The organism is Pedobacter frigiditerrae (assembly GCF_004331645.1).
In the GTDB taxonomy this organism is placed as follows: domain Bacteria; phylum Bacteroidota; class Bacteroidia; order Sphingobacteriales; family Sphingobacteriaceae; genus Pedobacter; species Pedobacter frigiditerrae.
On record NZ_SJSK01000004.1, the window covers coordinates 226,038 to 251,933 of the forward strand.

The following is a 25,896-nucleotide window of genomic DNA, read 5'->3' on the forward strand; positions in this document are numbered from 1 at the left end:
AAATAAATATCTGAATTACAATAACTTACATTTATGGACAGTAATTTGTAATGGCTATTTTAAAAAAATTATGACAACACATTGGAAAATTGATCCTTCTCACAGCGAGATTGAATTTAAGGTAAGGCACCTTATGATTACGACCATTACTGGTCACTTCGCTACTTATAACTTAGAAGTAGAAACTGAAGGAGACGAGTTTACAAATGCAGCTAAAATCGAATTCACTGCTGATGTTAATTCAATAGGTACAAATAACCAGCAACGCGATGAACATTTAAAATCTGCTGAGTTCTTTGATGCAGAACTTCATCCAAAAATCACTTTTATAGGTAATCAATTAGAAAAGAATGATGCGATATATCTTCTTCATGGGGCACTTACCATTAAAGGAGTTACCAAAAGCATACCACTCGAAGTAGAGTTCGGTGGCATTATCGTTGATCCCTATGGTCAATACAAAGCTGGTTTTACCATTACTGGAAAAATTAGCCGAAAAGAATTCGGTCTGGTATGGAACCCGATGACAGAGGCTGGACAGGTTGTTGTTGGTGATCAGATTCGAATTAACTGTAACATACAATTGATCAAAACCGAAGCTTAACCTTAAATCACAATGAAACGGCTTATCCATTTGATTGTAGCTTATTGGCTTTCCAAAAACTTCAAAAAACATTAGGTATCAGTATCAAATGGATAACCGTAATTTTTCACCCACCTTCAAACGTCGTCATGATCAAATTCAAGAACTTGCTACTTCCTATTACCAGTACTAAAACAATGGACTTTTGTATGCTGTTCTTCAGAATAGCCATATCTTTAGAACTCATATTTGTACATGGCCTTAAAAAAATTGGAATTAATGGTTTGCCCGAAACAGTACCCAATCCATTTAATATGCCCCAAAGCCTAAATGAAATTATTGCCATTGCAGCAAATCTCTTTTTTCCTCAACTGATTATCATGGGTCTTTTCACAAGGCTTTCTACGCTTCCAATACTAGCAGTTACATTAACAGGCTACTTCATCGTGCACGGAAATGACTCCTTGCTTGAAAGAGATATTCCATTCATGTTTAGCCTAGGTTACCTAATGATTGCCTTTGCGGGCCCTGGAAGGTATTCTCTTGATCATTATTTCTTTGGCAACAAAAAAGCAGCAGAAGTTTAACTGGTCAATTGATTAATTGTGGGTTAACTTATTGGCATTCTATCTCAACTACTAAACTATAAATGCTATCACAATGCTAAAAATCCCTTTTAAAGGTGATATTAATGGTACATCCTTGGTTGCTGCTAAACTCCAAACTTCCACCGAGTTGCTTGCATAAACCACGCATTAGGTTAAGCCCCAAAGATTCAACTTTGTTAAAATCGAAACCAGGTGAGAAACCAGTTCCATTGTCTGCTATCGTTAACTCGTAAAAGTTGTCATTGCTTTTTATTATTTTGATGTAAATAACTCCAATTTCATCGGGTCCGTAGGCATACTTAATGGCATTGGTAATTGCTTCATTAAGTATGAGACCCAGTGTTACTGCCTGTGCAACATGCAGGTCTATCGATTCAAGATGTTTTTCAAAGGTTATACGGTTATCTAGCGAGTAGCTTCCTTTCAAGTAACCAATCAATTCTTCAATATAGGCAGGGATGCTAATCAGCTCGAGGCTTTCAGATTGATATAACTTTTGATGGATCAAGGCAATGGCATGGACTCTATTTTCGCTGTTTTGTATGGCTACCAATGCCTCATCATTATTAATGTAAATAGATTGACTATGCAAAAGACTGGTTATAATTTGCAGATTATTTTTTACCCGATGATGAATTTCCTTTAACAACCATTCCTTATCTTGTAACAAATCATCTTTTTCGGCGATAAGCAAGCTTAAGGAAGCATTTTTGAGATCTATTTCCTTCGATTTTTTTTGGTTAATGCTAAAGCTATTGTATAAAAGTCCAATCACAAGAAAAAGTAAGAAAACACCCGATAGAATCCAATTACGAGTAAGATTTGCCCGTTTGATATTCTCGTTTTGTATCTGCTGGTCTTTTTTTAAAATCCTGATATCATTTTCCTTTTGCTTAGTGGCATATTTGATTTCCAGTTCTGCTATCTGCTTACTTTTAGTTACATTAAAAATAGAATCACTAATATTCTTGAAGGTATTTAAATGATAGAGTGCAGATGGATAATTCTTATTGGCCGAATCAATTTTATATTGGAGATAATGATAATCCTTCATCTCAGCAGCGCCCCCCTGAACAAAATCTTTTTCGCTGATGTATAGGGATGCTTTTTTGAATTGTTTTTGGTTGACATAAAACTTGCCAATGTCATAGTTAGCTATCTGCAGGACAACTGGGTGTGTCGGAAAGGCTCTATATCTCTTTATCATATTTATATAGGCATCTTCGGCCAGTTTAACCTTACCCAGTGCCTCGTAACAATAGGCTTTCATTTGAAACAAGTTTGCTTCATTATCTCCACCTATTGGTGGAAATTCCCTCGCTAGATTGGTGATGTAAGCCAATGCTTCAGTAGCTTGTTTAAGCTTGATATGTTCTTGTACTAAAAAACCTGTGGTTCGATAAATAGACACTTGCGAAAGCTTTTCCTTTCTTCTCACCTCAATTGTTTTTTTATACCAGAAGATACTTTTGGCAGAATTCCCCAAGAACTGGTAAATTTCGGCCAGTTCACCATAAATAAAACTCTTTTTCCTATTAGTGGTATCATTGGTTTTAATCATCCAGTCGCGTGAAGCTAGTGCATAGTATAAGGCATTTGATAGGTTGCCTTTATATCGATAATAACGTGCTAGTTGTACATAGGCATAGTCTAATTCTGCAGCGCTGGTGTGTTTATATTCTTTTATTAGGGAAAGGTAAAGTTTTGGCAATGTGTCTAACTTCCCTGAATTGGCAATTAGATCAATCATCCACTCTTTAGTTTTGATGAGCATATTAATTTTCTTGTACCTGAGCGCCCGACTTTGTAGAGCTTTTAGATAGCTCAGTTGATCCTTTGCATTTCCATGATACTCTGCTGTTTTATTAAGTACGCCCCAACAGTTGAGCTCATCATCTATGAAATTATTTGATGAAAAAAAACCGATGGCCTTGAAGATTTTTTTTCGTCCATTAACTGTATCTCCTGCATAACATTCGGCTTCGCCTATTCCGCTCAAAACAGTCATCTGCCAATAATTTTTATCTGCCGTCTTATAAGCGTTGGCTATTTTCATGGCCAAATTGTAAGCCAGGAATGTTGAATCGCGATGTTCTGGATGCTTATATTGGATAAACAGATAATTATGGGCTTTGGCGAGTTTATTTAAGGCACGTATTTTTGATGTATCGTCCTTGCTCAACAACACATCCAACCTTTCCTGCTTGGTTAACTGAGATAAGGTTTGTGCAAAACTAACTTGGCAAAAAAAGATTGCTGTGGCAAAAAATAAAATCTTCCTTATCACATTGAGGTATATTGGCATCTAAAAATTTATTGAGCGTGTATGGCTAATCACCTTTCAGCGGGACTTACTCGTAAATACCACACCAATATAACTAATTATCTCACATGGGCTAAATAAATTGGTAAAAAGGACAGAGCATAGGGTGTTTATGCAGATAACTCCTAGCCCTATTAATATTTAGTTTCTTTAGCAAGGAGTGGTTTTCCCGCTGCTTCTATTTTCCATCTCCAAACCTCTTCTTAGCCAAGTTTTGTCGAAGTAAAACCGCGTTTCTAGCGTTCCTGTAGGCCAAAACCTACTCTAATCGAGTAAATTAGCATCAACAGCCCTGTTTTCTAGGGCTTTTATCGAAGCAGTACCCTACTAGGTGCCTACAAGGTGCCTACTTAGTAGCTTGTAGTTATAGGCCCTGGCAAGAGCAGAGTTAGACCGCGGTAAGGGCTGAGTTGTTGAGTTGTGGAGTTTTAGCAATAAACGAAAAAGGTGTTTGAAGTTTAAGCTATATAAGAGCGATGCGAAAGCATTAACTAAACATTAGTGGAGACTTAGCGGTAGTAGTACCATCCTACGTCCATCCTTCGTTCATCCTTCGTTCATCTTACGTTTACCCTTCGTTCTTACAGGCTTTGTGGTATAGGCGAATAAACTCCAATGGAGCGTTATGAGGAAGGTAGTAATTTACGAAAAAAGGAATGAAAAAAGCTTTTTCGTACAAAACTTAGGTTGAGGTAGCTGCATTTAACTTCTCATCGGCAATTTCCAAATCATTGGCATCTGCTATCGGTTTTTCGTTCAGCTTTTCGGCAGGTGGATCATACTGTAAATTTACACACATGGGAAAATGGTCTGAACCACAGCTCTCCATTCTTTTGATACCCGATAGGGTAAAATCTGCAGAGCAAAAGATATGGTCTAATGGAAAACGCAGAAAAAAGTACTTGGCATTAAAGCTATTAAAAAATCCTCTTCCCCTTCTCGGGTCCAACAAACCACTTACTTTTCCAAAGAGCTCAGTAGTGTAACTCCAGGCCACATCGTTCAAATCGCCCATTACAATTACAGGCAGTTTGCAAGTCTTTGCCCTTTCTCCTATCATTAAAATTTCTTTATCTCTTTCGGTAGAGCGAGGGTTTTCTTGTGGAACGGGTGGCTTTGGATGCAAACAATATAACCTTACCCACTGCCCCGCCTTTAGTTGAACATCTACCTCAATGGAAGGAATATCATCTTCCACTAAAAAATTAATACTTCCCTCGCGTAAGGCTAACCTCGAATAAAACATCATCCCATAGGTATTTTCGAGCGGTAGCTTGAGCTGATGCGGATAGTGCTTGCTAATTATATCAATCTGATCTTGCCACCATTGGTTGGTCTCTACCATCAATATTACATCAGGATCACATTTTTCAATCAATCGAAGGTAACTTTCGCTCTTCCGGTTATCTTGGTAAACATTGGCTATTAATAGTGAAATATTATGATCGCCATTTGGTTTTCTTGCCGCTATGATCTGTTTTTTGGCGAAAACGGTAAATGGCAAAATTTGATAGGCCAGGTAACAGGCATTAATTAAAAGTACCAAAAACACCACTTGCTCAGCAACTGTAACAGGTAAAAAACAGGCGTTCAATACAATCAATAGGGCATTTACTGTTAATTTCTGTAATCTTGGATATTCAAATACCCTAAAGATCCAAAAATCGTTACGCACCAATGGGATCAAGGTTAAGCACACCATGAAGAGAGAGACGTAGAAAAGTGTTTGATGCATGAGGGAGATTGGTTTGGATAAAAATTAAAAGTAGGTATTTATTCGGCTTAACTAAGGCCTAAATCAGCTAAGCAAGGAGAGCAGCCATTACCCAAATTATTTCCTGAACAAGGAATAAAGCTTTTTACCAAAATACACAAATACAACAACAATAAGCCCGGCGATTAAACCGATCCCAAATTCGGTGATGATACTTGGAATGGATGGAAAAAGATGGTGCAGAAAGGGTATATTATGGACAAAAATACCTCCAGAAACCAATATCAATGCAATGGTACCAACAAAAGCCAATACCTTGATGATAATAGGAAGAGCCTTCACCAAGAAAACCCCCAAGGCATTTAAAATTCCCTTTTCGCCAGAGCTTTTAATGAGCCTAAAGCCTAAATCGTCCATTCTTACAATGAGTGCCACAATACCATAAACGCCAATAGTTGCTAGTAAAGCCACTACCGAAACCGTCAAGATCTGGATGGTTGTACTACTTTCTAAGGCTGTACCCAAGGCAATAATCACAATCTCTACAGACAGGATAAAATCGGTAAGCACTGCCGACTTCACTTTTGCTTTTTCTGCTACTGCAGCATCTTCAATCACGTCGGTGGCGGCTGGGTGCACCTCCTTTTTTTTATGGAATAGGTACTCGACTATTTTTTCGACCCCCTCATAGGCTAAATAAAAGCCTCCAATAACCAATATAAATTTAATGGCGACGGGAAAAAAGGCATTTAGCAATAACGCAATAGGCACAATGATTAACTTATTCAATAAAGACCCTTTAGTAATTGCCCATAAAACTGGAATTTCTCGAGAAGAAAGAAAACCCGTCGCCTTCTCTGCATTAACGGCTAAATCATCGCCAAGTATACCTGCCGTTTTTTTGGTTGCTACTTTTGCTGCCAAGGCAACATCATCCATTAAAGCTGCTATATCATCTAAAATTGCAAAAAAACCTGAAGCCATATCTTATCTTTTTCGTAATGTCGCAAAATAGACAATCGATCTGCCTTATGCAATAAAGAGGTTAAATGATTGCAGCATTTGCCCAAGAATTTTACATTTAGCCATCTCTCCGTAAATTCTGATTTGCTAAATTTACCCAAACGATAAAAAAATATGATAGCAATAGATACGCTTCCCGTTAAAGACGTAATTCCTGGTTTCCATGGCAGGTTTGTGCATACCAAACACTCTACCCTTGGTTTTTGGGAAATTGATAAGGGGTCAATCCTCCCTGCCCATAGCCATTTGCATGAGCAGATTACCGAGGTACGGGAAGGGCAATTTCAGCTCACATTTAATGGGGAGACAAATGTATACAGCCCAGGGATGATTGCTGTTATCCCTCCATACGTGGAGCATAGTGGCATTGCGCTAACCGATTGTAAACTGCTTGACATTTTTCTTCCTGTTAGGGAAGATTACAAAGCCTTATAACCAACCTATGAAAATAGAACTGAAAGATAAAAACGCCTTAGTGGGTGCAAGTTCGCAGGGCATCGGCCTTGCCATTGCAACTGAGCTTGCGCAATGTGGCGCAAATGTTACCTTGATGGCTCGTGATGAGCTGCGGATGGAACAACTCATCAAACAACTCCCAAGCATTCATCCAAATCAGCGCCATAGCTATCTGAAAGTCGATTTTTCAGACTTCCAGTCATTTGACACCAAAATCACAAGCTTTTTCGAAAACAATACCATCGACATTTTGGTAAACAATACCAATGGTCCAATGGCAGGAAAGGCAACCGAACTGGGCATAAATGAATACCAGCAAGCCTTTGACTTGCTTTTCAAGTCTGTTTGTCAGACCACTTTGCTTGCCTTAAAGCACATGAAAGCTCAAAAATTTGGCAGGATCATTAACGTATCCTCCATTTCTGTTAAGGAACCCATTGCAAACTTGGCGCTTTCTAACAGCATCCGTTCGGCCACTGCGGCTTGGGCAAAAACACTCGCAACAGAGCTTGCAGCAGATGGCATCACCGTTAATAACATCATGACAGGCCTATTCTATACAGACCGCCTAAAACACCTGATCGAAACCGAGGCCGAGGGATCTGGAAAAAGCCATCAAGAAATCAAGGACCAAAGGGAAAGCCAAATACCGATGAAGCGCTTCGGGAAACCGGAAGAATATGGCCATTTAGCCTGCTTTTTGGCCTCTGAATATGCCAGCTACATCACGGGTATCAATATTCCAATAGATGGCGGACTCGGGAAGAGTAACTAGCTTCCTAATATAATTTCGGGACAGCTATGAGCTCTATTAATTATTTTTCAGACAACTAACTTTACTCTATGAAAAAAAAATTATTATTTAAATATAGTTTACTGCTACTGACTGCTTTGCTTATAGAGTGGTTGCTTCTCTTGTATTCTCCATTCAATATACCAAAATATATTCCAAGCACTCCTCTTCGACTTGATGGTCTTCTTCTATTTGTAACGATCCTGCTTATTTTAATCTTTTCAAGTAAAGAGTTTTTAAGACAACATCCAAGCGCTTCGATCTACAAACTCACTACATTAGGAGCAATAACTTGTTTAATCTCGGAGACAATCTTTCAAGCTATTCGCCAGCCTTTTTTGAATGTAGAAGGCTTCAATGAAAGATTGCAATATCTTTTAACTGGGGTGATTGGTATTTCGATATTTGCAGCAATCCTATCATTTTTTGTAGCATTTCAATTAAAAACACGACGTACCTTCTATTTAGTACTGATGATAATTGGTTTTGCTGTTTTGGTAAACTTAATTAAGTATTTTTTCCCGTCACTATTCACTAATTAATAATCTTGGTTAAAGAAAACGTAATTGCTGATCACGTATTTATTTTTCCTTTGGTTGGTGTTATCACCAACCACTTTTATTTAAATATGTTCCATAATGAGTAATCAATGTGTTTTCTTCGGCATCTAAATAATATTTAGCTGAAGAATAGATGTAATCTTCTGGTAAATTACATCATCCTTTACGGACTGGATTTTGATGGATATAATCTAATTTTTGTTCAAGAATTTTTCTACTATTCATTGTTGCATTAAAAGGCCTTCTTCCCCAAAAATGATAGTTTCTATCTGCTTGAGAGCTTTTGAAATTTTCTAATTCATTGGGATGATTTGCAATCAGATTAAATTTTAATTGCTGAGCTGTATATTTTAAAAATTGTTGCTGAAGCTTTTCTCTAACCACAAATCTTGTCTACGCCAAAGTATATGTACGTGGTTTGGCATTAAGACATATCCATAAAGCCAAATTCTTTTATCATTTACCAAAAACTTTAAGCTAGAAAGAACAATCTCCATATGTTTCTCCTTGGATAATAGATTTCGCCAATTTAAACAGGTTGCTGTGAAGAATTCTATGTTAGAGTGCATTAAGGCAATATAAAAAACTTTAATTGTTTTTTGGTTGGTGATAATACTGACCTCAACAGACAGGTCAACAAAACCACTAGTATATTATCGGATTTAGGCAATTTTAAGCCCACAAATTCTTTATCATGCCGACATCCGACACATCAGCCCAGAACACGGATTCAGAGTCTTAAAAAACCTTAAAATCAGCCGATTAACCAGTTTCAAGCGAAACGGAGTGACCACTTTGGAGCGTAATAAGTGGCCACTTTTGGCATAACCCCCAGTTTGCTGTAATATACTTTTCTAGCCATATCAATTTAGTTTAAATTCAGCAATGTTTCTAGCAATTGACAATAACGTATTGCAAATCCACTCTTAGCTGCAGCTCATTTTAATAAGTTTGTTTTGTTCTAATTTTATTTCTCTATATCCACCTTCAATATATTCTATAATTTCAATTGGATAATTCAAAAGTGCTGTATGTTCAGTAAAGTCATTTTCATTCCACTTCTTTAATATAGGTCGATAAGTTTCAACGTGGGCACAAAAGTCCTTAAAGCATGCAGGGAATTCATTTCCAATAATTAAATCACTATTCTTGATAATTATCTCATATGCTTTTTCATTGATTGGAATAAAAATCGTCTTCATCCAATTTCTCCAAATTTCCTTTTCTTCTTCTGTCGGAGGATTATTTTTATCAAAATATGAAATGATGTTGCTTCGATATTTATTCCTAAATTCTATCCAAGAAGCGTTTGATGAAGACATTAAACTTAACAATGGCCCGTAAAATTCCTTTAACTGACGATTAATTCGTTCAAGTTTGTCTTTTCTGTTTGCGATGTTAATGTCATTTGCATATTTCGCTAAATAGCCAATGACCGCTAAGGCAATAGTGACAATTGTTGTTATTATAAATTTATCATCCATAATTTCAATTTGTTTAAGTACATCTAACGTTTTGTAGATTTGCGATGCGGCGGATTTTTAGCACAAATGTTCAATAGAATTACTGCTGAACCTTGCACAAATATTTTATAGAAGCACTTCAGCCGCCATATTGCCAAACCGATGTTGATGGCAGTTTTATTGAGAATATTCACCATTTTCTTCTAATTGAAAATAGTCATCAGCCTGAGCTACAACATTTTTCGCAGGGCAAGAAGTGTAATCACCACCATCACTTCTATGGCAAACAAATGCCTTATTGCTGTTAAATGTTACTTCAGCAATTTCACCTGGTTTAATAATTGTTCTATAAAATCCACCTGTGTCCCATTCTAAAAGCAAGTGAATGTTTTTTGTTTCGCTCATATTTTCAAATGAAGCGTAGCTGTCTCTGACAATTTTCCTAGGATATTGTGGGTCTGGACGTTTTGGACAATGAGCACTCAACATAACAATTCTGGCGTCACGAGATATTTTGTTAAGTCCTTTTTCTTTTAATAGCCGCTTAATGTCATTACCAAAATTGGTCGATGTTTTGATGTTTTCTTTGGAACTCTCAAGAAAAAACAATAACTCATTAAGATTATCATTGTCCCTGAAAATCTTAATCAATTTTGAAATCCATTCCGTTGACCATTCAACATAAAGCTCTCTGTCATCTGGCAGTAGATTTAAATCTTTCATTTTTTATCTTTTAAATGCTTACTTCTTAATACGGTGTTCGGCTTGTCCGTTATGTGTTAATGTAAAAGTCTGTGAATTAAATCAAAGCAGTGTTTTAGCTATAATTTCAAGGATTATTATGTGTCCGAAAAATTACCGCCAACTTGCATATAGGTCTTACATCATCAGACCTATCCATCCATTTTTCGGTAGATAGGTCTGATAATGATCATCCTTTTTTAAATATATTTAAAAAAATGTAGATTTTATATCTCTAATTTATGCTATACAATATAGTATGATAAATAACCAATAGGCGTATAAAAAATTCGGGCACAAAAAAAGCCTAATCAGTTAAGATTAAGCTTTCTTTATCAGTGCGCCCTCCTGGGCTTCCCGATGAAGGATCGGGATAAACTTCTCGCCCATCTATGCATAAAAAAAGCATCCTATTGGATGCTTTTTTTCAGTGCGCCCACCTGGGCTCGAACCAGGGACCAAAAGATTATGAGTCTTCTACTCTAACCAACTGAGCTATAGGCGCCGAAAACGTATTAGGTTTTGCGAGTGCAATGTTACATATTTGCATCGAATTTTGGAAACACTTTTTATGGAAAATATAAAAAATATTATTTTCGATTATGGCAATGTCATCTTCGAGATCAACTTTAAAATCACGCAAGAAGCTTTTAGTCAATTAGGTATATCAGATATCGATGCATTTTTTGCCCATAAAGGACATAACTCCTTATTTGACGATTTAGAGATGTCGAAGATCAGTAGAAACCAATTTAGGGACGGAATTAGGGCTGCAGCCAATAACCCTAGCCTTAGCGACGAACAGATTGATGCCGCTTGGAACAGTTTATTAATTGGCGTTTCTAAAGGAAACCATGACGTTTTACTGGAAGCAAAAGCTAAATACCGCACTTTTTTACTGAGTAATAGCAATGAAATTCACTACGATTGGATAGTTAATCACATCCAAGAACAATTTGGCATTAGCAACTATGACGATTTATTCGAAAAGGCCTACTTTTCGCAACACATGGGTTTACGTAAGCCTAACCTTAACATTTTTGAGCAGGTTATTAAAGATAACAACCTAGATCCCGCAGAAACCCTTTTTATTGATGATAGTCCGCAACACCTAGCCGGTGCCAAAAAAGCTGGCTTACATACATTATTGATGGATAAACACCCAGAACAATTAAGAGAATTCTTAGAAACTAATGCTATACTTTAGCTATCACTTATCGGGGTCATAATCCCAAGGTAAAACTTGGGCTATCCTTCTTTCAGACATATTGCCGTAAACAAACAATCTTAATTCTGGGAAATAACCATTGCTCTGCACACTTATCCCTCCATCTTCAACAAAATACATGTAACTGCTTTGGTCCTTAGTTTTACCATGACTATCTTTTGCCACAACAGTTTCAACTGGCTTTACACTCATATTTTGCCTAGCCAATTCGTTAGGCTTGTAAGTTACCATTATGGTATCCTTAAAATTAAATTTAACCACATCTAACTGCCTATTTAATACAGCTAGCTTTCTTAAAGAAACTCGCGAAGTATCTAGGGCCACAATATCATTTTGTTTCATGATCATTTGATAATAGCCAATGGTATCACGATCCTTAAAGAGATATTTGATATCATAATTTGGATTATTTTTCTCTGCGTAAATTTCTGCTATTTTCAATTGAATGATTTTACGAACCCGTTCCTTTTCCTTGTTTTTATGAGTCCGATAAGCATAAAGCCTGAACCCATCATTAGTTAAGTTATTCTGATAAACAGACCTCATGAAATGCATTTGAGACCCATAATAGGCAGAGGCTCTCCATGCCCTTACCATGGCCTCTTTTCCTTTTGTAATTAGCAGCTCTTCAAAAAATGTAGAGTATTCAAATTGCAATACGTCTGTGTTAAAAGCATATTTAAAATTTTCTAGATCTAATTTAATGCGATAGGCTAGCATTGAGTTTTCTATAACTAATGGTTCTTTTGCATAAGCTATTAACTCATTTGATTCTTTGTCGAAATAAAAAGACAACGTCTCTGGATTCTTTATTTTTGCATTCACAGCAAAATGAAGATCTGTTCCCATTAATATCTTAGTAAATAGATCTCCCCATTTGTTAAAATTTTCACTTTTAATCTTTTTACCTTTAACAACAACTTCTTTTAAAGTATTGCTTTGAGGTTTTAAAGCAATTAAAAGTATTTCATTTTTATTTGGCGTAATGAGTACTATTTTCTTTTCGTAATTTAAGTGAGAAGCTACTAGTTCTACTTTTCCATTGTATGGAACACTGAGGATAAATTTCCCATCGTTGTCTGTAGTGGTTCCAATTGTGCTACTATTGATGTAGATGGTAATTCCAGCAAGACTTACATTGGTCTTTTCATCAACGACCTTCCCTGTAATAATAGTTTGCGCTTGAGTTCCTACAGCTAAGAACAACAAAAAAAAGATTAATATTTTTTTCATAATTTTAATATTGAAATATAACTAAAGATTTAGAATGAGCGAAAAAAGATTTACATCCCTAAAAGAATTCTATCCTTTTTATTTAACTGAGCACAGAAATTTAACCAGTCGCATTTTACATTTCATCGGCACTGCCCTATTAATCTTATGTGTTATTGCCGCCATGCTTTTTCACGACTGGCGGTTTTTGGTAGTTGTTCCATTTATTGGTTATGGATTTGCTTGGGTCGGGCATTTCTTCTTCGAAAAGAATAAACCCGCCACATTTCAATATCCTGGTTATAGCTTGGCAAGTGATTTTATGCTTTTTTGGGATTTATTAAGCGGTAAACAACCATTTAGGGTCAAATAGTTTTTGCCTATATCCCTATAGATAAAAAGCTTTTGCTTTCCCAATCCATTCTATATAGATTTGTTTACAACGAGAAAGCAATCTATTCTAATTGATTTATTGATTGCTTTCACTAAATTAGTTTGCATCCTTTTTTAAGGATTTACCAAATATCTGAACAATCGGCTTCTTTTAAACAAAACAATGTACAATGGAAAATAACCCAAACGGCGACATCAGCAAATGCCCATTTCACAATGGTAGCATGAACAGCAATGCAATTAATGGCGGTACAAAAAACCGTGATTGGTGGCCCAATAAATTAAATGTCCAAATCCTTCGTCAACACTCCTCTTTATCAAACCCAATGGGCGATGACTTTGACTATGCCGCAGCATTCAATAGCCTTGATTTAGAGGGTTTGAAAAAAGACCTAACTGCTTTAATGACAGATTCGCAAGATTGGTGGCCTGCAGATTTTGGCCATTATGGTGGTTTATTTATTCGCATGGCTTGGCATAGTGCTGGTACTTACCGTGTAGGCGATGGTAGAGGTGGTGCCGGACAAGGGCAACAACGTTTTGCCCCATTAAACAGTTGGCCAGATAATGTGAGTTTAGATAAAGCTCGTCGTTTGCTTTGGCCTATTAAACAGAAATACGGAAATAAAATATCTTGGGCAGATTTAATGGTACTTACAGGCAACGTAGCCTTAGAATCAATGGGTTTTAAAACCTTTGGTTTTGCTGGTGGCCGTGCCGATGTTTGGGAAGCTAGTGAAGATATTTATTGGGGTTCTGAAACCACTTGGCTAGGTAACGATGAACGCTATTCGAGGGGAAAAGAAGGTGTTGCAGCACACGGTGTTGTCTCATCTGATGAAAATGCGGATGGAAAAGAACACTCTCACGATTTAGAAAAACCGTTAGGCGCTGCGCATATGGGTTTAATTTATGTAAACCCAGAAGGACCAGATGGAAATCCAGACCCAATTGCTGCAGCAAGAGACATTCGTGAAACTTTTGCCCGTATGGCAATGAATGATGAAGAAACAGTGGCCTTAATAGCAGGCGGACATACATTCGGAAAAACACATGGTGCAGCTTCTTCAGACCATGTAGGCAAAGAGCCAGAGGCTGGAAGCATGGAACAGCAAGGTTTTGGTTGGAGTAATAGTTTTGGTTCGGGAAAAGGACCTGATACCATTACCAGTGGATTAGAAGTAACATGGACAACCACACCTACACAATGGAGTAATAACTTTTTCGAAAACCTTTTCGCCTTTGAATGGGAATTAACCAAAAGTCCTGCTGGCGCACACCAATGGGTGGCAAAAAATGCAGAAGCCATCATTCCAGATGCCTATGATGCTACTAAAAAACATAAACCAAGTATGCTTACTACCGATTTATCTTTAAGATTAGATCCCGCATACGAAAAAATATCTAGACGTTTCTTAGAAAACCCTGATCAGTTTGCTGATGCTTTTGCTCGTGCTTGGTTTAAATTAACACATAGAGACATGGGGCCAAGAGCACTTTACTTAGGTCCAGATGTGCCAGCAGAAGTATTATTATGGCAAGACCCTATCCCTGCAGTAGACCATCAATTAATTGATGATAAGGATATTGCAAGCTTAAAAGAAACGATTTTAGCAAGCGGCTTATCAGTTGCTCAATTGGTAGCTGCAGCCTGGGCCTCAGCTTCTACTTTTAGAGGTTCTGACAAACGTGGTGGTGCTAATGGTGCTCGCATCCGTTTAGCTCCTCAAAAATATTGGAAGGTAAACAGCTCAGCTTCGTTGGATAAAGTATTAAGTGTTTTAGAACAGATTCAAAATGACTTTAACGGCGTGCAAACAGGTGGCAAAAAAGTTTCACTGGCAGATTTAATCGTCCTGGCGGGATGTGCTGGAGTTGAAAAAGCAGCAAAAAATGCTGGTCACGATGTTAAGGTTCCTTTTACGGCTGGCCGTGCTGATGCCTCACAAGCAGAAACTGATGTAGAATCTTTCAGCGCAATGGAGCCATTGGCAGATGGTTTTAGGAATTATCAAAAAGGTAACTCTAGCATTTCTACTGAAGCTTTATTAATTGATAAAGCACAATTATTAACCTTAACTGCTCCAGAAATGGCAGTTTTAGTAGGTGGTTTACGTGTGTTAGACACTAATTTCGATGGATCTAAACATGGTGTCTTAACTGATAAAACAGCGGTGTTAACTAACGATTTCTTTGTGAATTTGCTAGATATGGAGACCGCGTGGAAATCTGTAGACCATTACCAACAATCTTTTGAGGGTAGAGACAGAAACAGCGGTGAGCTAAAATGGACTGCAACTCGTGCCGATTTGGTATTTGGTTCTAATTCTGAATTAAGGGTAATTGCTGAGGTGTATGCGAGTAGCGATGCAAAAGACAAATTTGTAAAGGATTTTGTAGCTGCCTGGAATAAGGTAATGAACTTAGATCGTTTTGATTTAGCTAAATAAATAAGCAATGTATACTTTGTCAATCTGTAAAAGATTGGCAAAGTTTTCTTCAATATGAAACCAGAGCAAAAAGAAAAACTAAAAATATGGGTTAAAAAGCTCGGCTTTTGGGGTTTTATGTTTTTCTTGGTTAAAGGTTTAGTTTGGTTGGCTATTGGCTATTTTATAGTGAAGTAGGTTTGGCATGTTATAAGCTTTCCTATCTGCAACAATCCATAAAATTTGAAATGCTATAAAATTTAGAATTATAGCTATAAACGGCCTCCAGCATCCACTTTAATTAGCTACTTCCCATTCAAAATCCAAATCAATTAGGCCATGTAATACGTTATCGATTTTAAACTCAGGATAACGTTGATATTTACCTTCCGCATAAACGCTACTGGTAAGGCTTATTTCTTGTAGTTTTAACGGCAACCTGTCAAATGTTAAAACGTGGTAATAATACTGCCTTACGTTAATGGTTAAACAATAGGTTTTATTGGCTTTTACAGGGATTTGAAAATAACCAAAGTTGTATTTGCTCGGATTACCATTATTATAAGTGTAAGTGTCAATCAATTTTTTTTCATCGGCATCCCAAAGAGATAAACGCAAATTGCCTGTTTGAGGATTTTTGATACGAATACCTCTAATACGCCCATTTTTATGGGGTTTAAATTCAATGCCCAACTCAAAATTTGGCTCACCATCTTCAACTATTCTATACTGGGTTGGGTACTGATTAAATGATTTGGCAAAAATGCCTTCTTCACCATTATAGCTGATGCCATTTTTTAAAACGGTACAACCAAAAAACAAGCAGCTTGTAATTAAGGCTAAGCAAAATTTTCTCACTTTATGATATTTTAAATTTATTATAAAATTATCCTCCCTCAGCGGCTCTCTTATTTCTTCTTTCTTCAGCAGCTCTTTCACGAGCTAATCTTTGTCTTTCTTCTCGGGCTCGTTGTGCTGCTGCTTTTTGCGGGTCGTTTCTTTGTGTAGAGGAGTTGTTATTAGGTTGTCTTTCTGCACGCATTGCTTCTAATCTTCTTTCTTTTGCCGCTTCCTGATCACGTTTTTTCTGTTCATTCTCGATATCACGTTGTTTGTTTGCTTGCTCTCTTTTTTCCTTCATTTTTCTCTCCTTTTCTCGTTTACACATCACGTAGTCCATAGTTTCCCGATTAACTTCAGCTGATGTTTGACCTTTTTTGTACTTAGGTAGCGGGCAAGGAGCATCGTCGCCCTGTTCGTTTGTTTTTTTTTGAGCCATAGTTGCTGTTGCCAATCCAATTAAAATTAGCAAAGCGGATGTTTTTAAAAGTTTCATTATATGTAGATTTATAGGTTTACCAAAGAGAATTATTTAGGGGATCATATTCATTGTTATCTCAGCAGAAGAATTATTGGTTTTTGATAGCTCATTCTGACTGCCAACACCTGTAGGAACAATAACTAACCTCAATTTTATTTCTTTGCCGTAGGCATTTTCGGGTGTGTTTCTAAATATAAATACCTGCTTTACTAATTCATCTTTTCCCATTGCTACGGCTGGTATTGGCACTTGTGCAGATTGTATGTGAATCATGGTTTCACGAATATCATAACCCACTCTATGTGCTGCTTTATAGCTATATTCTGCATATACCATACTTGGTTTGGCGTTTACCATTCCAATGTTTTTTACAATAAAATTGATGGACATTCTTACATCTTGTTTTGTTCCAGGAACTTTTTCCACGCCAGAACCACCAGTTACAATTACAGGTATAAGATCGAAAGTTAAATCTGGCAAGGCTCTAGAAGCTGCAACATTAGGGTTAACAACTACATCAGTTTTTTTACCTTTTTGCGCATTTGCACTACATAACCCACTTATCAAAAGCGTAGTTATCATTAATAATTTTTTTATCATCACGTTTTATCTAATAATTTGAAATGTTTTTGAACGGCTATCTCCTGTAAAATAATGGATTGGTGCAGCAACTTGATCCACTAAAACCCTGGTTTCGCCACCAATGGTTAGTGTAATTTTAAGTTTGTCTAAATACCAGTTGTCGGCTCCAATACCACCGCCACCAGTATGCCTTAGCACAATATCTTCAATATCATCAAAATTAAAGGGTGCAGCAGTAATGGTTTTAATAGTAGTTTTTTCAGTAAAGTTGCGCCAGTTTCTGCCTGCGTTTATATTGTTTAGTGCAATATTTCTTACTGGTCTAATTTTTAATCTAATCAATATATTTAGGTTGTCATTTCCTCCACGTAAATCATCTCCGCCAGTTAAAGTTTCTATTTTAACGATTGGATTTACAACTGCTGTTCTTGGTGTTGGCGTAGCAGGATTGCTTGCACTTATGCTCGATAAAACTCCTTTAAAAACTTGCCCTTCGCTTGAACCATCCCCACCTTCGTAAACGAATCTAAAAAGCGGTCTGGTAATACCTTCAGAACTTACAAAATCGTTAAATCGATGGGTTTTTAGCATGCCGTTTTCTTTTATTTTAGCAGTGGCTGATATTTTATTTACGTTCCAGTTATCTTTTTCGGCAATGTTGAATATGGTAGTGGTGGGTGTGCCACCATTTTTACGGTTTCTGTAAACATGTATTTCTCGAAGGTCATCAACAGTAATATCTGCAGGCAAAGGAACTGTTACTCTTTTTATAGAGTTATTTGGCCAATTTTGGTCTTTGTTCGAATTTAATAAAATCGCATCGGCTTTGTTTCTAATTAAAATTCTTATTTCTACATTTTCCTGAAAAGGTTTCATTTCCAGGTTATCGGCACCAGTTTTAAAATCGATATCAATTTTATTAGCTGAAGGTGGCGCTACAATAACCGGCTCACTGCGTAAAGTTCTATCTGCAACCATTGGTGTAGCCACAGGTGTTCTGCTTACCGTGCCAAGTGGTACAGGAGTAAACACCCAAATTATATTGGTGGTTTTGTCGTACTCAACAGGATTATAATCTCTATTTTTATAATCAAAAAGTACTGCTGTGCCACCAGTATTTACATCTCTAAATTGTGTGCCTAAAAAAACTTCATTTCTGCTGGTAAGCACCTTTGGCTGTATGGTATAATAAACATCCTTATCTGTTGTAATGTAAAACTGCTGAAATCTTTTATTGGTACCGGCCATTAAGGGTTCTAGCTTCACTGCCGGACTTATGCCAGAAAGTGTACCTTGTAATTCGCTAAAAGTAAGGTACTTGTTGCTTTTAAGGTTTTTAATAGTGAAATATTTTGGCATTCCGGGTACGGCAATTACATCAAAAATTTGCTCGGTACAACTAAAATTCTCACAGCCATTTGCTAAAATTAAATTCCATGTTGCATTGAATTGCATAACCTTGCTATTTGCATCTAATTTAATGGTATAACGCCCTGGCCTAAGTTGTGCAAGTACAATTGTTGGGAAAAGTAGGAGAAGAAAAATGAGCTTTTTCATAATGTTTATTTGCTAAAATGAATTCTAAAGTCTTTAATTATGCTATAAGCAACACCAGATGCGCTACCGTAATTATTATCTGGATTGCCTTTTACAGTAAAAGGTTTTGATGAAAAATACATGCCTGCATTTTTGTAATTAATCAAGTCGGTATCAATAGCTAACATTTTTACATTAGATGAATAATCAGTCGCTAAATCGCTAGTCTTATGCCCAACGCTAATATTTGGCACCACTTCTACAAAAATATTTCCGTTTTGTAAAGCATAATTACTTACCATAAATACAGCTTTTATAGCAGGTTTATTTGATGCTACTGTACTTGAAATAACCGGAACAGTTGCACCAGAATTAAAAATAAAATCTCTGATTTGATTTGCTTCGGCTCTTTCTAAACCAATTTTCGAGAACATAGTAGCTTGTGTTTTGTAATTGCTTAGCGCTGTTCCATTTTCGTTAACAATTGGGCAGGCTACATAACTGCCATCGGCTAGTTTTTCTATTAGCCTAACTTTTACAGTACCAGCCATTTTTTTGCAATCGTTATTATGTATGGGTAAGGAGAAACCACTAAAGCTTATGTTTTGTGTATTTGCAGCTTTTATGGTGATAGATAAAATATTGCTTTTAAATACGTTACCAAAGGTTGGATAATCGCCAGTACAAATTAAAGTACGCTGAAATTCATCATCAAACTTGATATAAGCAACATGGCCTGGAGCAACTTTTAGAGATATATTGCGCTTATTGGTAAATGGGTATCTAAATGGGTCAACAACGTTTGCGTATTTTGCTACCCGACCAGCAAAATTGGGTTGCTCGTAAATTTCCACTCTATCTATATGCGTAGTTGTGGGTAATTGTATGGCTTCAATTGGCAACGGATTTCTATCAATTGGAGTAACAACTCTAGGATTTATTTGTGCACTTACGCCTATACAAACTAGTATAAGGCAAAAAATGATTGATAATTTTTTCATGGTATTTAGTTTTAGTATTATTTAATTTTTACGAACTCAACCCTGCGGTTGTTTGCCTTATTAATTTCGCTGGTGTTTGGCATTGCAGGTATGCTCTCGCCTTTGCCATCTGTTTGCATACGGGTTGTAGCTATCCCAAAATCAGTGCTTAGCATCATTTTTAAAGCATCAGCACGTTGTTTTGAAAGTTTAAGGTTGTCTTTCTCATCGCCATCGCTATCGGTATGGCCAATTATTTTAATTTTAACGATAGGGTTCTCTTGTAAAATAACTGCGATGGATTTGATTAATCCTAATGATTCAGGTTTGATATTTGCCGAGTTTACATCAAACAAAATACCCGATGAAACAAACTTGCCTTCGTTAATCAATTTGTTTCTGGTATCAGGATTGCCTACTGCCAACCTTAAATTGTTGATGTAGTATTTGTCTTCCTCTTTCTTGAAATTTCCAGTTTGAAATAAGATGCTATTGTATTTTTTGCCATCAAAAAAGGCATTGGGTAAATCCCATACTTTTTCTTGATTTAAATAAACACGTAAACGGTTTTTTTGTCGCCAAATACTAACGTGAACGGTTGGCTTAACATCGCTAATAAATTCATTTTGCATGGCTTTATTCTTATCGCCATAATTGCCATTTGTATACACCTGATAATTGGTGGTGCCTTTACTATTTGAGGTAGACACCGATTTAGGATGGATGCTTACTTCTATACCATTTCTACCTAATCGATTAAACTGTTTCCATTTCACGTAATCCGTATTTGGGTTTGCCAGTTCGGCAATAGAAAAACTGAATGGATTGCTATAAAAATTGAAGTTAGCGCTGCTGGTTACATCAAATTCTAAAGTAAAATTATCAGGCAGATTATTGATAAACTGGGGCATAAACACACCGTTTTTACCTACATTAAACCAATGTTCGCCATTTAGCTCTACAATTTCACCACCGCTGTTGGTGCTCCATTTGGTCGGGAAATCGCCCAAATTATCTTGGCTAAAATTTTCTACCACTAAAATTTTATCGCCCTGCACAAAATCGAATTTCCTTAGAATATCAGAATTTTGTTGTGGTGCAGGGCTACTTTCTTCAGGCTGTTGTTCGGTTGTTCGGTTAGTTAATGTATCCGCCTTTGCGGCATTTTTAGCTTTTTTGCCTTTAAAAATACTACCAATTCCTTTTTCAATTTTATCGATACCTGCATTTACACCTTTGTTTAAACTTTCGTTAACTCGGCCTTCTGCATTACGCTTAATTTCCTTTGTGTTAATTTGTGCCTGGGATACACTAGAAATTAACATTAATAATATAAATAATTTAGTTGCCATTATTAATTCAATTAAGGGGTTAGTTTACTATAATATTAAAAGTGCAAGGAGGACATTTTTTGTTCTTGCATAGAGGATTAATTACAAATCTATATTTGCCGGCAGTTGTAAATGGCGAGTTTACACCATCTATTTTAAAATTCAGAAAATTTTGGACTGTACCGGTACCTAAATTGGTTAGCTTAGCATTTAATATAGCATCGCAATTACCATCGCATTTATAGCCACCTTTAAATGAAAAGGGCTGGTCTTTTTTAAGGTTGATGGTTGACCCACAAGCAATAAGTTTTGAAACATTGTCTATAGCTGCATAAATATTATCCCAACCTGCTTTGTTACAATTACAATCTGCAACTTCATCGCAGGTTACCCCAAAATAAAACTTTACACCTGGGCATTTTTTGCCTCCACAAACCGGGAAAATCTCTAAAATGTAATTTCCGCCAGTTTCAAATTCATATTGCAAAGGAAAGGTGAAATTAGAATAGGTTTTGATAATTGCACCAGCAGCGTTTTTCAACGTAGCATTAAGTTTAACTTCGCAAACCTGCCCCGTGTAGCTGCATTTATAACCACCGTTTAAGGTAAACGGTGTTTTACATTTTACGCTAAACTGATGCCCATCTCTAACAGTTTGGTTAGTTTTCTGGTAAGAAAAAACAAAAGGATTAAAACCGTTAGGATTGCATTCGCATTTTTGTGCATTAGCGATATGGCTAATGGCAACAAGTAAGATTAGAAGAATTAATAGTTTTTTCATAATATGATGTTTAAGATGGATAGATAATGATTTAAAATTTTAATTACGCAAGGTGGGTAGTTGCTTTGTAGACTGTAGATAATCTATTACTTTTTGATGTATTCGAATGTTTCTGTATTGCTACCAACCATCACACGTTTTGTAGCATAACCATCAGTATTATACTCGTATGTATAATTTGTTGTATTAGTAGTTCCAATACCTGCATTAAAAAAAACCACCGTTAAATAGTTATTGGAATTTATAATGCCCGATCCATAACCCACAGGGTACAAAAGCGCATAAGACTTTTTATTATCGAAATTACTGTAAGTAGCTCTACTTTGTAAAGAGCCAGTGCCATTGTATTTTTTTATTTCGACTATATTTTTTCCATCGGCACTTTTGGTATACAAAGCAGATGAAATAATACTATTACTAGTATTATATGTGGTTGATTTAATTTCGTTAACTAAATATTCGTAAGTAGTATAACCTTCAGATAATCCTGTTGCATTAATAAATAACGTTGTGCGAATTAATTTACCTTCAATATTGTATGTTTTTAATTCTCTGATATCGGGTTTTAAAGTTGATACATAATCATATACAGCATCTATTACAGCACCTTCATTGGTTAAAATATTTATTTTGTAAGTGTAAGAAGGGTCTGTGGGTTCATAAGTGCTCGCAAATACCATACTGGTTGGTTTATTCTGAGTATCATAAGACCAAGTTTCGGCACCTATATATGTGGTTAGTTTACTCAAATAAGTTTTTTGCTCAGCTACAGGTTCTGCATTTCTGTTTTTCTTACAAGAAGTAAACATTACAACACAAAGCAGCATTAATATTTTTGTTTTCATTGCAACTAGTTTAATGTGTTAACTAATCAAAATTAATCTGTTAGCACACAGCCATCAATACCATAAAAGGGTGATGCAGCTTAGTTTTGATTGTATTTATAAATGGCTTCGGTGGCGCTATTTACTTGCAATTTTTTATATATTTTTTTGATGTGGCTACGAATGGTTTCAACAGAAATATCAAGCTGGCTGGCAATCATTTTATAGCTAAAACCTTTTACAACATGTTCTAAAATTTCAGTTTCGCGAAGTGTTAATAATTCTAAGGTATGTTTATGGGCTTCTTGTTTTTTGGGGATAAAAGAAAGTACCTTTTTTGCAATGCTGCTAGTCATTGGCGCACCACCTGCCATCACATCGGTGATAGCGACAGGTATTTGGTCAAAATTCTTCTTTAAAATGTAACCATTTGCACCAGCACAAATAGCGTTGAAAATGTTTTCCTCATCTTCAAAAACGGTTAGCATAATTACATATACCTTTTGGTTTGTTATTCTTATTTTCTTTAAAGCTTCTACACCATTAATACCAGGCATATCAATATCCATTAAAATTACATCTGGTGTTAATGTTTTTAATGTTTCTTCAATCGTATTAGCATCTGGCATTGCTTTTAAGAGATTAAAACCTGCATTCCACGCTAACATGGTTTCTATGCTAAACCTTAAATCCTGATTGTCTTCAAATATTAATACATCTATTACCATAACTTCTAATCTTTCAGTTCAAATTTAATTTGTTGAATTTCCAACCTATAACCCCAATTAGGGTAGTTTTATTAAAAGTTGTAATAGCGTGCCAGATAATTCGTGAGTAATTGTTAGCATTCCATTGATAGCCAATGCCCTTTCTTTCATACTTCTTAATCCTGTACCAGATGTTTCGCCCTTCCAAGTACCATTGTCTGTAATATTTAGTTGTGCGGTATTTTTAGATGTTTTTGTAAACCTTATAGTTACCTCATCTGCATCAGCATGTTTACAGATATTAGTTAATGCCTCTTTATAAATCAGTAAAATTTCTTTGCGGTATTCTATGGGCAATGATTTAGTTTCTAACTCTTCATCTGCATCAAATAGCAAATTAATATTTAGTGGCTCTAATGTTTGCGTAGCGAATTCTCGCATCCTGATAAAGAGATTTTTTAATTTTTCATTGTTCGGTTGGATGCTCCAAACAATATCACTCATACTTTGCTGAATTGTTTTACTTTGTGAAGCTATTTTGCCCAATATTTTTTTTGCTTCATCTGCATTCACGTCAATCGCTTGTTGTGATACCTTACTTAAAATATTGATACTTGTTAGCGTACTGCCAATCTCATCATGTAAATCCTTACTTATGTTGTTTCGAATGTTAAGCAGTGCAGTCTGTTGTTCTAGCTTTTTCTTTAATTGATAACGATTAAAAAAAGTAAAAAGTAAAAGTGTCAACAATATAAAACCTCCTAATAATAAGTTTCGAGTGGTTTTTTCGTTAGTCAGTTCACGTTCTTTAGCTTGTTGTTCTGTTTTGGCCAAACGCAATTGTTGTTCTTTGTTTATGGCATTAAGGTTCTGCGTTTTTATTTTTTCATTCTGTTCATCCAATCTTAAATCCTGTAATTGTTTCTCTTTTGATAGAAGTTCTATTTCACTTTGTTTTTGCCTCGCCAGTAATATATTGCCGGCAATTAATGCATTTTGCTTTTCAATCTGTAGTTGTTTCAAACGCTCAGAAGTAACTAATTTTGTAATTTCTGTATCTTTTTTTTCCGTTTCGTACTTAACTCTTACTTCTTCTATTCTAGATAAATTACTTCTTTCTATAATGCTATCTCGATATAAGATATGCTGTTTATAATTTTCATAAGCCTTTTGAAAATTTTTCTTCGAGATATAGAAATTACTTAGTTTTTCGTAGGCATTGCTAATGTTTTCTTTGTTCTTTAAAGACTTAGATAAAGCCAGAGCCTTGTTGTAATACGAAATAGAAGTTGTACTATCATTAATATTGTTGGCTAAATTGCCTGCAGAAACATACAATCGAGATAAAATTTGCTTGTCATCTATTTTTTCCGAAAGCTCAATAGATTTTGTTTGCCATTGTAAAGCAGCTTGATAATTTTTTGTACTAATAATTTCATAGGTAGACATGCCCGCATACGCACTTGCCATCAGTTTTTTGTTATCAGTTTGTTCTGCATGAGCTACCGCTGCTTTTAGGTACTGCTTAGCGAGTACATTTTCTTTCTTCAATAAGTAGAGTTGACCAATGTTCATACTGGCAATAACTAGTCCTGGTTTATCATTAATTTTCTCCCTGATAGAAATTCCAGTTTTTTGGTAATTGATGGCATCATCAATTTTGCCCATTAAATAATAAACCGAAGAGATATTGCTGTAAGTTTCGCCAATACCTCTTTTATTGTCGTTTAACTCGTGTAGCTTTAAAGCATTAAAGAAATTATTAATCGCTTTGTCTTTATCTCCAATGGCTAAAAAAAGAGAACCTAAATTACTGTAAACCTCGGCAGCTTTTTTAGACTCCTTTTTGGCCAAACTCATTGTTAATGCACTATTATATTGGTGGTTGGCTAAATCATTTTTGCCTTCTTCCATATAGTAGATGCCTCTTCTATTATTTAAACTTATTAATAAAGTGGTGTCTTTTAATTGATTGGCAATTGGTGATGCCAAATCATCATAAACTTTAAATTCCTTAAATTCTCTTTTTTTGATGCTTATTTCTGCAAGTAAATCGTAAACCGATGCTTCGATTTTTTTATTTTTAGCTTGTTTAGCTTTCACTAACTCAGTGTTAAGTAAGGTAGTGGCCTGATTGTAATTTCCAGTATTGATGTAATTATTTGCACTGATCAATAAGTGCTCAAAAGATGAATTGTTTTGGGCATAACTATTTTGTATAGTAAAAAGAAATACAAAAAACACTTTTAAAAAATCTTGAAAAAGCATAGTTAGATAGTTGAGGCATTGTTATTTTAGAGTGGATTAG

25 protein-coding genes and 1 tRNA gene are annotated in these 25,896 nt (G+C 35.9%); 8 read left to right on the forward strand and 18 right to left on the reverse strand.

Annotated elements, in window-relative coordinates; genetic code table 11:
- The first annotated feature begins 70 nt into the window (after nt 1-70).
- Complete coding sequence (locus tag EZ428_RS16115) at nt 71-604, forward strand: YceI family protein (RefSeq protein ID WP_205945738.1); 534 nt, start codon at nt 71-73, stop codon at nt 602-604.
- Nucleotides 605-732: 128 nt separating this feature from the next.
- Entirely contained in the window at nt 733-1,170 is a 438-nt protein-coding gene (locus EZ428_RS16120; protein WP_131554215.1) for a DoxX family protein, read from the forward strand.
- Between the two features lie 76 nt (nt 1,171-1,246).
- Here the strand turns inward: EZ428_RS16120 and EZ428_RS16125 are convergent, their stop codons facing one another.
- From EZ428_RS16125 to EZ428_RS16135, 3 genes are all read right to left on the reverse strand, one after another.
- Entirely contained in the window at nt 1,247-3,496 is a 2,250-nt protein-coding gene (locus tag EZ428_RS16125) for a tetratricopeptide repeat-containing sensor histidine kinase (RefSeq protein ID WP_131554216.1), read from the reverse strand.
- 700 nt (nt 3,497-4,196) lie between these two features.
- On the reverse strand, nt 4,197-5,249 hold the full coding sequence (locus EZ428_RS16130) for an endonuclease/exonuclease/phosphatase family protein (RefSeq protein ID WP_131554217.1): 1,053 nt from the start codon (nt 5,247-5,249) through the stop codon (nt 4,197-4,199).
- 96 nt (nt 5,250-5,345) lie between these two features.
- Entirely contained in the window at nt 5,346-6,212 is an 867-nt protein-coding gene (locus tag EZ428_RS16135) for a DUF808 domain-containing protein (RefSeq protein WP_131554218.1), read from the reverse strand.
- Nucleotides 6,213-6,365: 153 nt separating this feature from the next.
- Here EZ428_RS16135 and EZ428_RS16140 point away from each other — a divergent pair, with 153 nt between their 5' ends.
- The 3 genes from EZ428_RS16140 (at nt 6,366) to EZ428_RS16150 (ending at nt 8,042) form a co-directional block, all read left to right on the forward strand.
- The gene (locus tag EZ428_RS16140) at nt 6,366-6,686 is read left to right on the forward strand and encodes a cupin domain-containing protein (RefSeq protein ID WP_131554219.1); all 321 of its coding nucleotides are present in this window, start codon (nt 6,366-6,368) and stop codon (nt 6,684-6,686) included.
- Nucleotides 6,687-6,693: 7 nt separating this feature from the next.
- A complete protein-coding gene (locus EZ428_RS16145; protein WP_131554220.1) occupies nt 6,694-7,482 on the forward strand; it encodes an SDR family oxidoreductase in 789 nt (262 codons plus the stop codon).
- A gap of 68 nt (nt 7,483-7,550) precedes the next feature.
- Nucleotides 7,551-8,042 carry a hypothetical protein gene (locus EZ428_RS16150; protein WP_131554221.1) on the forward strand — a complete coding sequence of 164 codons (492 nt, stop codon included), beginning with the start codon at nt 7,551-7,553 and terminating at the stop codon, nt 8,040-8,042.
- A 174-nt stretch (nt 8,043-8,216) separates the two neighbouring features.
- Here the strand turns inward: EZ428_RS16150 and EZ428_RS16155 are convergent, their stop codons facing one another.
- From EZ428_RS16155 to EZ428_RS16170, 4 genes are all read right to left on the reverse strand, one after another.
- Nucleotides 8,217-8,444, reverse strand: a complete 228-nt coding sequence (locus tag EZ428_RS16155) for a hypothetical protein (RefSeq protein WP_131554222.1) — start codon at nt 8,442-8,444, stop codon at nt 8,217-8,219.
- Nucleotides 8,445-8,986: 542 nt separating this feature from the next.
- Entirely contained in the window at nt 8,987-9,544 is a 558-nt protein-coding gene (locus EZ428_RS16160; RefSeq protein ID WP_131554223.1) for a hypothetical protein, read from the reverse strand.
- A gap of 156 nt (nt 9,545-9,700) precedes the next feature.
- Complete coding sequence (locus tag EZ428_RS16165) at nt 9,701-10,246, reverse strand: hypothetical protein (protein WP_131554224.1); 546 nt, start codon at nt 10,244-10,246, stop codon at nt 9,701-9,703.
- Nucleotides 10,247-10,695: 449 nt separating this feature from the next.
- Nucleotides 10,696-10,769: transfer RNA gene (locus EZ428_RS16170), tRNA-Ile, on the reverse strand.
- Nucleotides 10,770-10,835: 66 nt separating this feature from the next.
- Here EZ428_RS16170 and EZ428_RS16175 point away from each other — a divergent pair.
- The gene (locus EZ428_RS16175) at nt 10,836-11,471 is read left to right on the forward strand and encodes an HAD family hydrolase (RefSeq protein ID WP_131554225.1); all 636 of its coding nucleotides are present in this window, start codon (nt 10,836-10,838) and stop codon (nt 11,469-11,471) included.
- A 3-nt stretch (nt 11,472-11,474) separates the two neighbouring features.
- Here the strand turns inward: EZ428_RS16175 and EZ428_RS16180 are convergent, their stop codons facing one another.
- Nucleotides 11,475-12,725 (reverse strand): carboxypeptidase-like regulatory domain-containing protein, encoded by a 1,251-nt coding sequence (locus EZ428_RS16180; protein ID WP_131554226.1) that lies wholly within the window; start codon nt 12,723-12,725, stop codon nt 11,475-11,477.
- Between the two features lie 34 nt (nt 12,726-12,759).
- Between EZ428_RS16180 and EZ428_RS16185 the strand changes: the two genes are divergently transcribed.
- Both EZ428_RS16185 and katG read left to right on the forward strand, forming a co-directional pair.
- Complete coding sequence (locus tag EZ428_RS16185) at nt 12,760-13,077, forward strand: DUF962 domain-containing protein (RefSeq protein ID WP_131554227.1); 318 nt, start codon at nt 12,760-12,762, stop codon at nt 13,075-13,077.
- A gap of 190 nt (nt 13,078-13,267) precedes the next feature.
- Complete coding sequence (katG, locus tag EZ428_RS16190; RefSeq protein WP_131554228.1) at nt 13,268-15,547, forward strand: catalase/peroxidase HPI; 2,280 nt, start codon at nt 13,268-13,270, stop codon at nt 15,545-15,547.
- Nucleotides 15,548-15,823: 276 nt separating this feature from the next.
- Here katG and EZ428_RS16200 read toward each other — a convergent pair whose 3' ends face one another.
- The 10 genes from EZ428_RS16200 to EZ428_RS16245 all read right to left on the reverse strand — a co-directional run bounded on the left by EZ428_RS16200 (nt 15,824) and on the right by EZ428_RS16245 (nt 25,856).
- Nucleotides 15,824-16,384, reverse strand: coding sequence for a DUF4082 domain-containing protein (locus tag EZ428_RS16200; protein WP_165501797.1), 561 nt, complete (start codon nt 16,382-16,384; stop codon nt 15,824-15,826).
- A gap of 28 nt (nt 16,385-16,412) precedes the next feature.
- Nucleotides 16,413-16,862 carry a hypothetical protein gene (locus tag EZ428_RS16205; RefSeq protein ID WP_131554231.1) on the reverse strand — a complete coding sequence of 150 codons (450 nt, stop codon included), beginning with the start codon at nt 16,860-16,862 and terminating at the stop codon, nt 16,413-16,415.
- 36 nt (nt 16,863-16,898) lie between these two features.
- Nucleotides 16,899-17,429, reverse strand: a complete 531-nt coding sequence (locus tag EZ428_RS16210) for a hypothetical protein (RefSeq protein WP_131554232.1) — start codon at nt 17,427-17,429, stop codon at nt 16,899-16,901.
- Between the two features lie 24 nt (nt 17,430-17,453).
- On the reverse strand, nt 17,454-18,986 hold the full coding sequence (locus EZ428_RS16215) for an RICIN domain-containing protein (RefSeq protein WP_131554233.1): 1,533 nt from the start codon (nt 18,984-18,986) through the stop codon (nt 17,454-17,456).
- A 5-nt stretch (nt 18,987-18,991) separates the two neighbouring features.
- Nucleotides 18,992-19,966: a hypothetical protein gene (locus tag EZ428_RS16220; protein WP_131554234.1), complete on the reverse strand. Its 975-nt coding sequence runs from the start codon at nt 19,964-19,966 to the stop codon at nt 18,992-18,994.
- 17 nt (nt 19,967-19,983) lie between these two features.
- Nucleotides 19,984-21,297, reverse strand: coding sequence for an OmpA family protein (locus EZ428_RS16225; RefSeq protein ID WP_131554235.1), 1,314 nt, complete (start codon nt 21,295-21,297; stop codon nt 19,984-19,986).
- 19 nt (nt 21,298-21,316) lie between these two features.
- Nucleotides 21,317-22,057 carry a hypothetical protein gene (locus EZ428_RS16230; protein ID WP_131554236.1) on the reverse strand — a complete coding sequence of 247 codons (741 nt, stop codon included), beginning with the start codon at nt 22,055-22,057 and terminating at the stop codon, nt 21,317-21,319.
- Nucleotides 22,058-22,143: 86 nt separating this feature from the next.
- Nucleotides 22,144-22,902 (reverse strand): hypothetical protein, encoded by a 759-nt coding sequence (locus EZ428_RS16235; protein WP_131554237.1) that lies wholly within the window; start codon nt 22,900-22,902, stop codon nt 22,144-22,146.
- 80 nt (nt 22,903-22,982) lie between these two features.
- The gene (locus EZ428_RS16240) at nt 22,983-23,609 is read right to left on the reverse strand and encodes a response regulator transcription factor (protein WP_131554238.1); all 627 of its coding nucleotides are present in this window, start codon (nt 23,607-23,609) and stop codon (nt 22,983-22,985) included.
- A gap of 57 nt (nt 23,610-23,666) precedes the next feature.
- Nucleotides 23,667-25,856: a tetratricopeptide repeat-containing sensor histidine kinase gene (locus tag EZ428_RS16245; protein WP_131554239.1), complete on the reverse strand. Its 2,190-nt coding sequence runs from the start codon at nt 25,854-25,856 to the stop codon at nt 23,667-23,669.
- Nucleotides 25,857-25,896 lie beyond the last annotated feature (40 nt).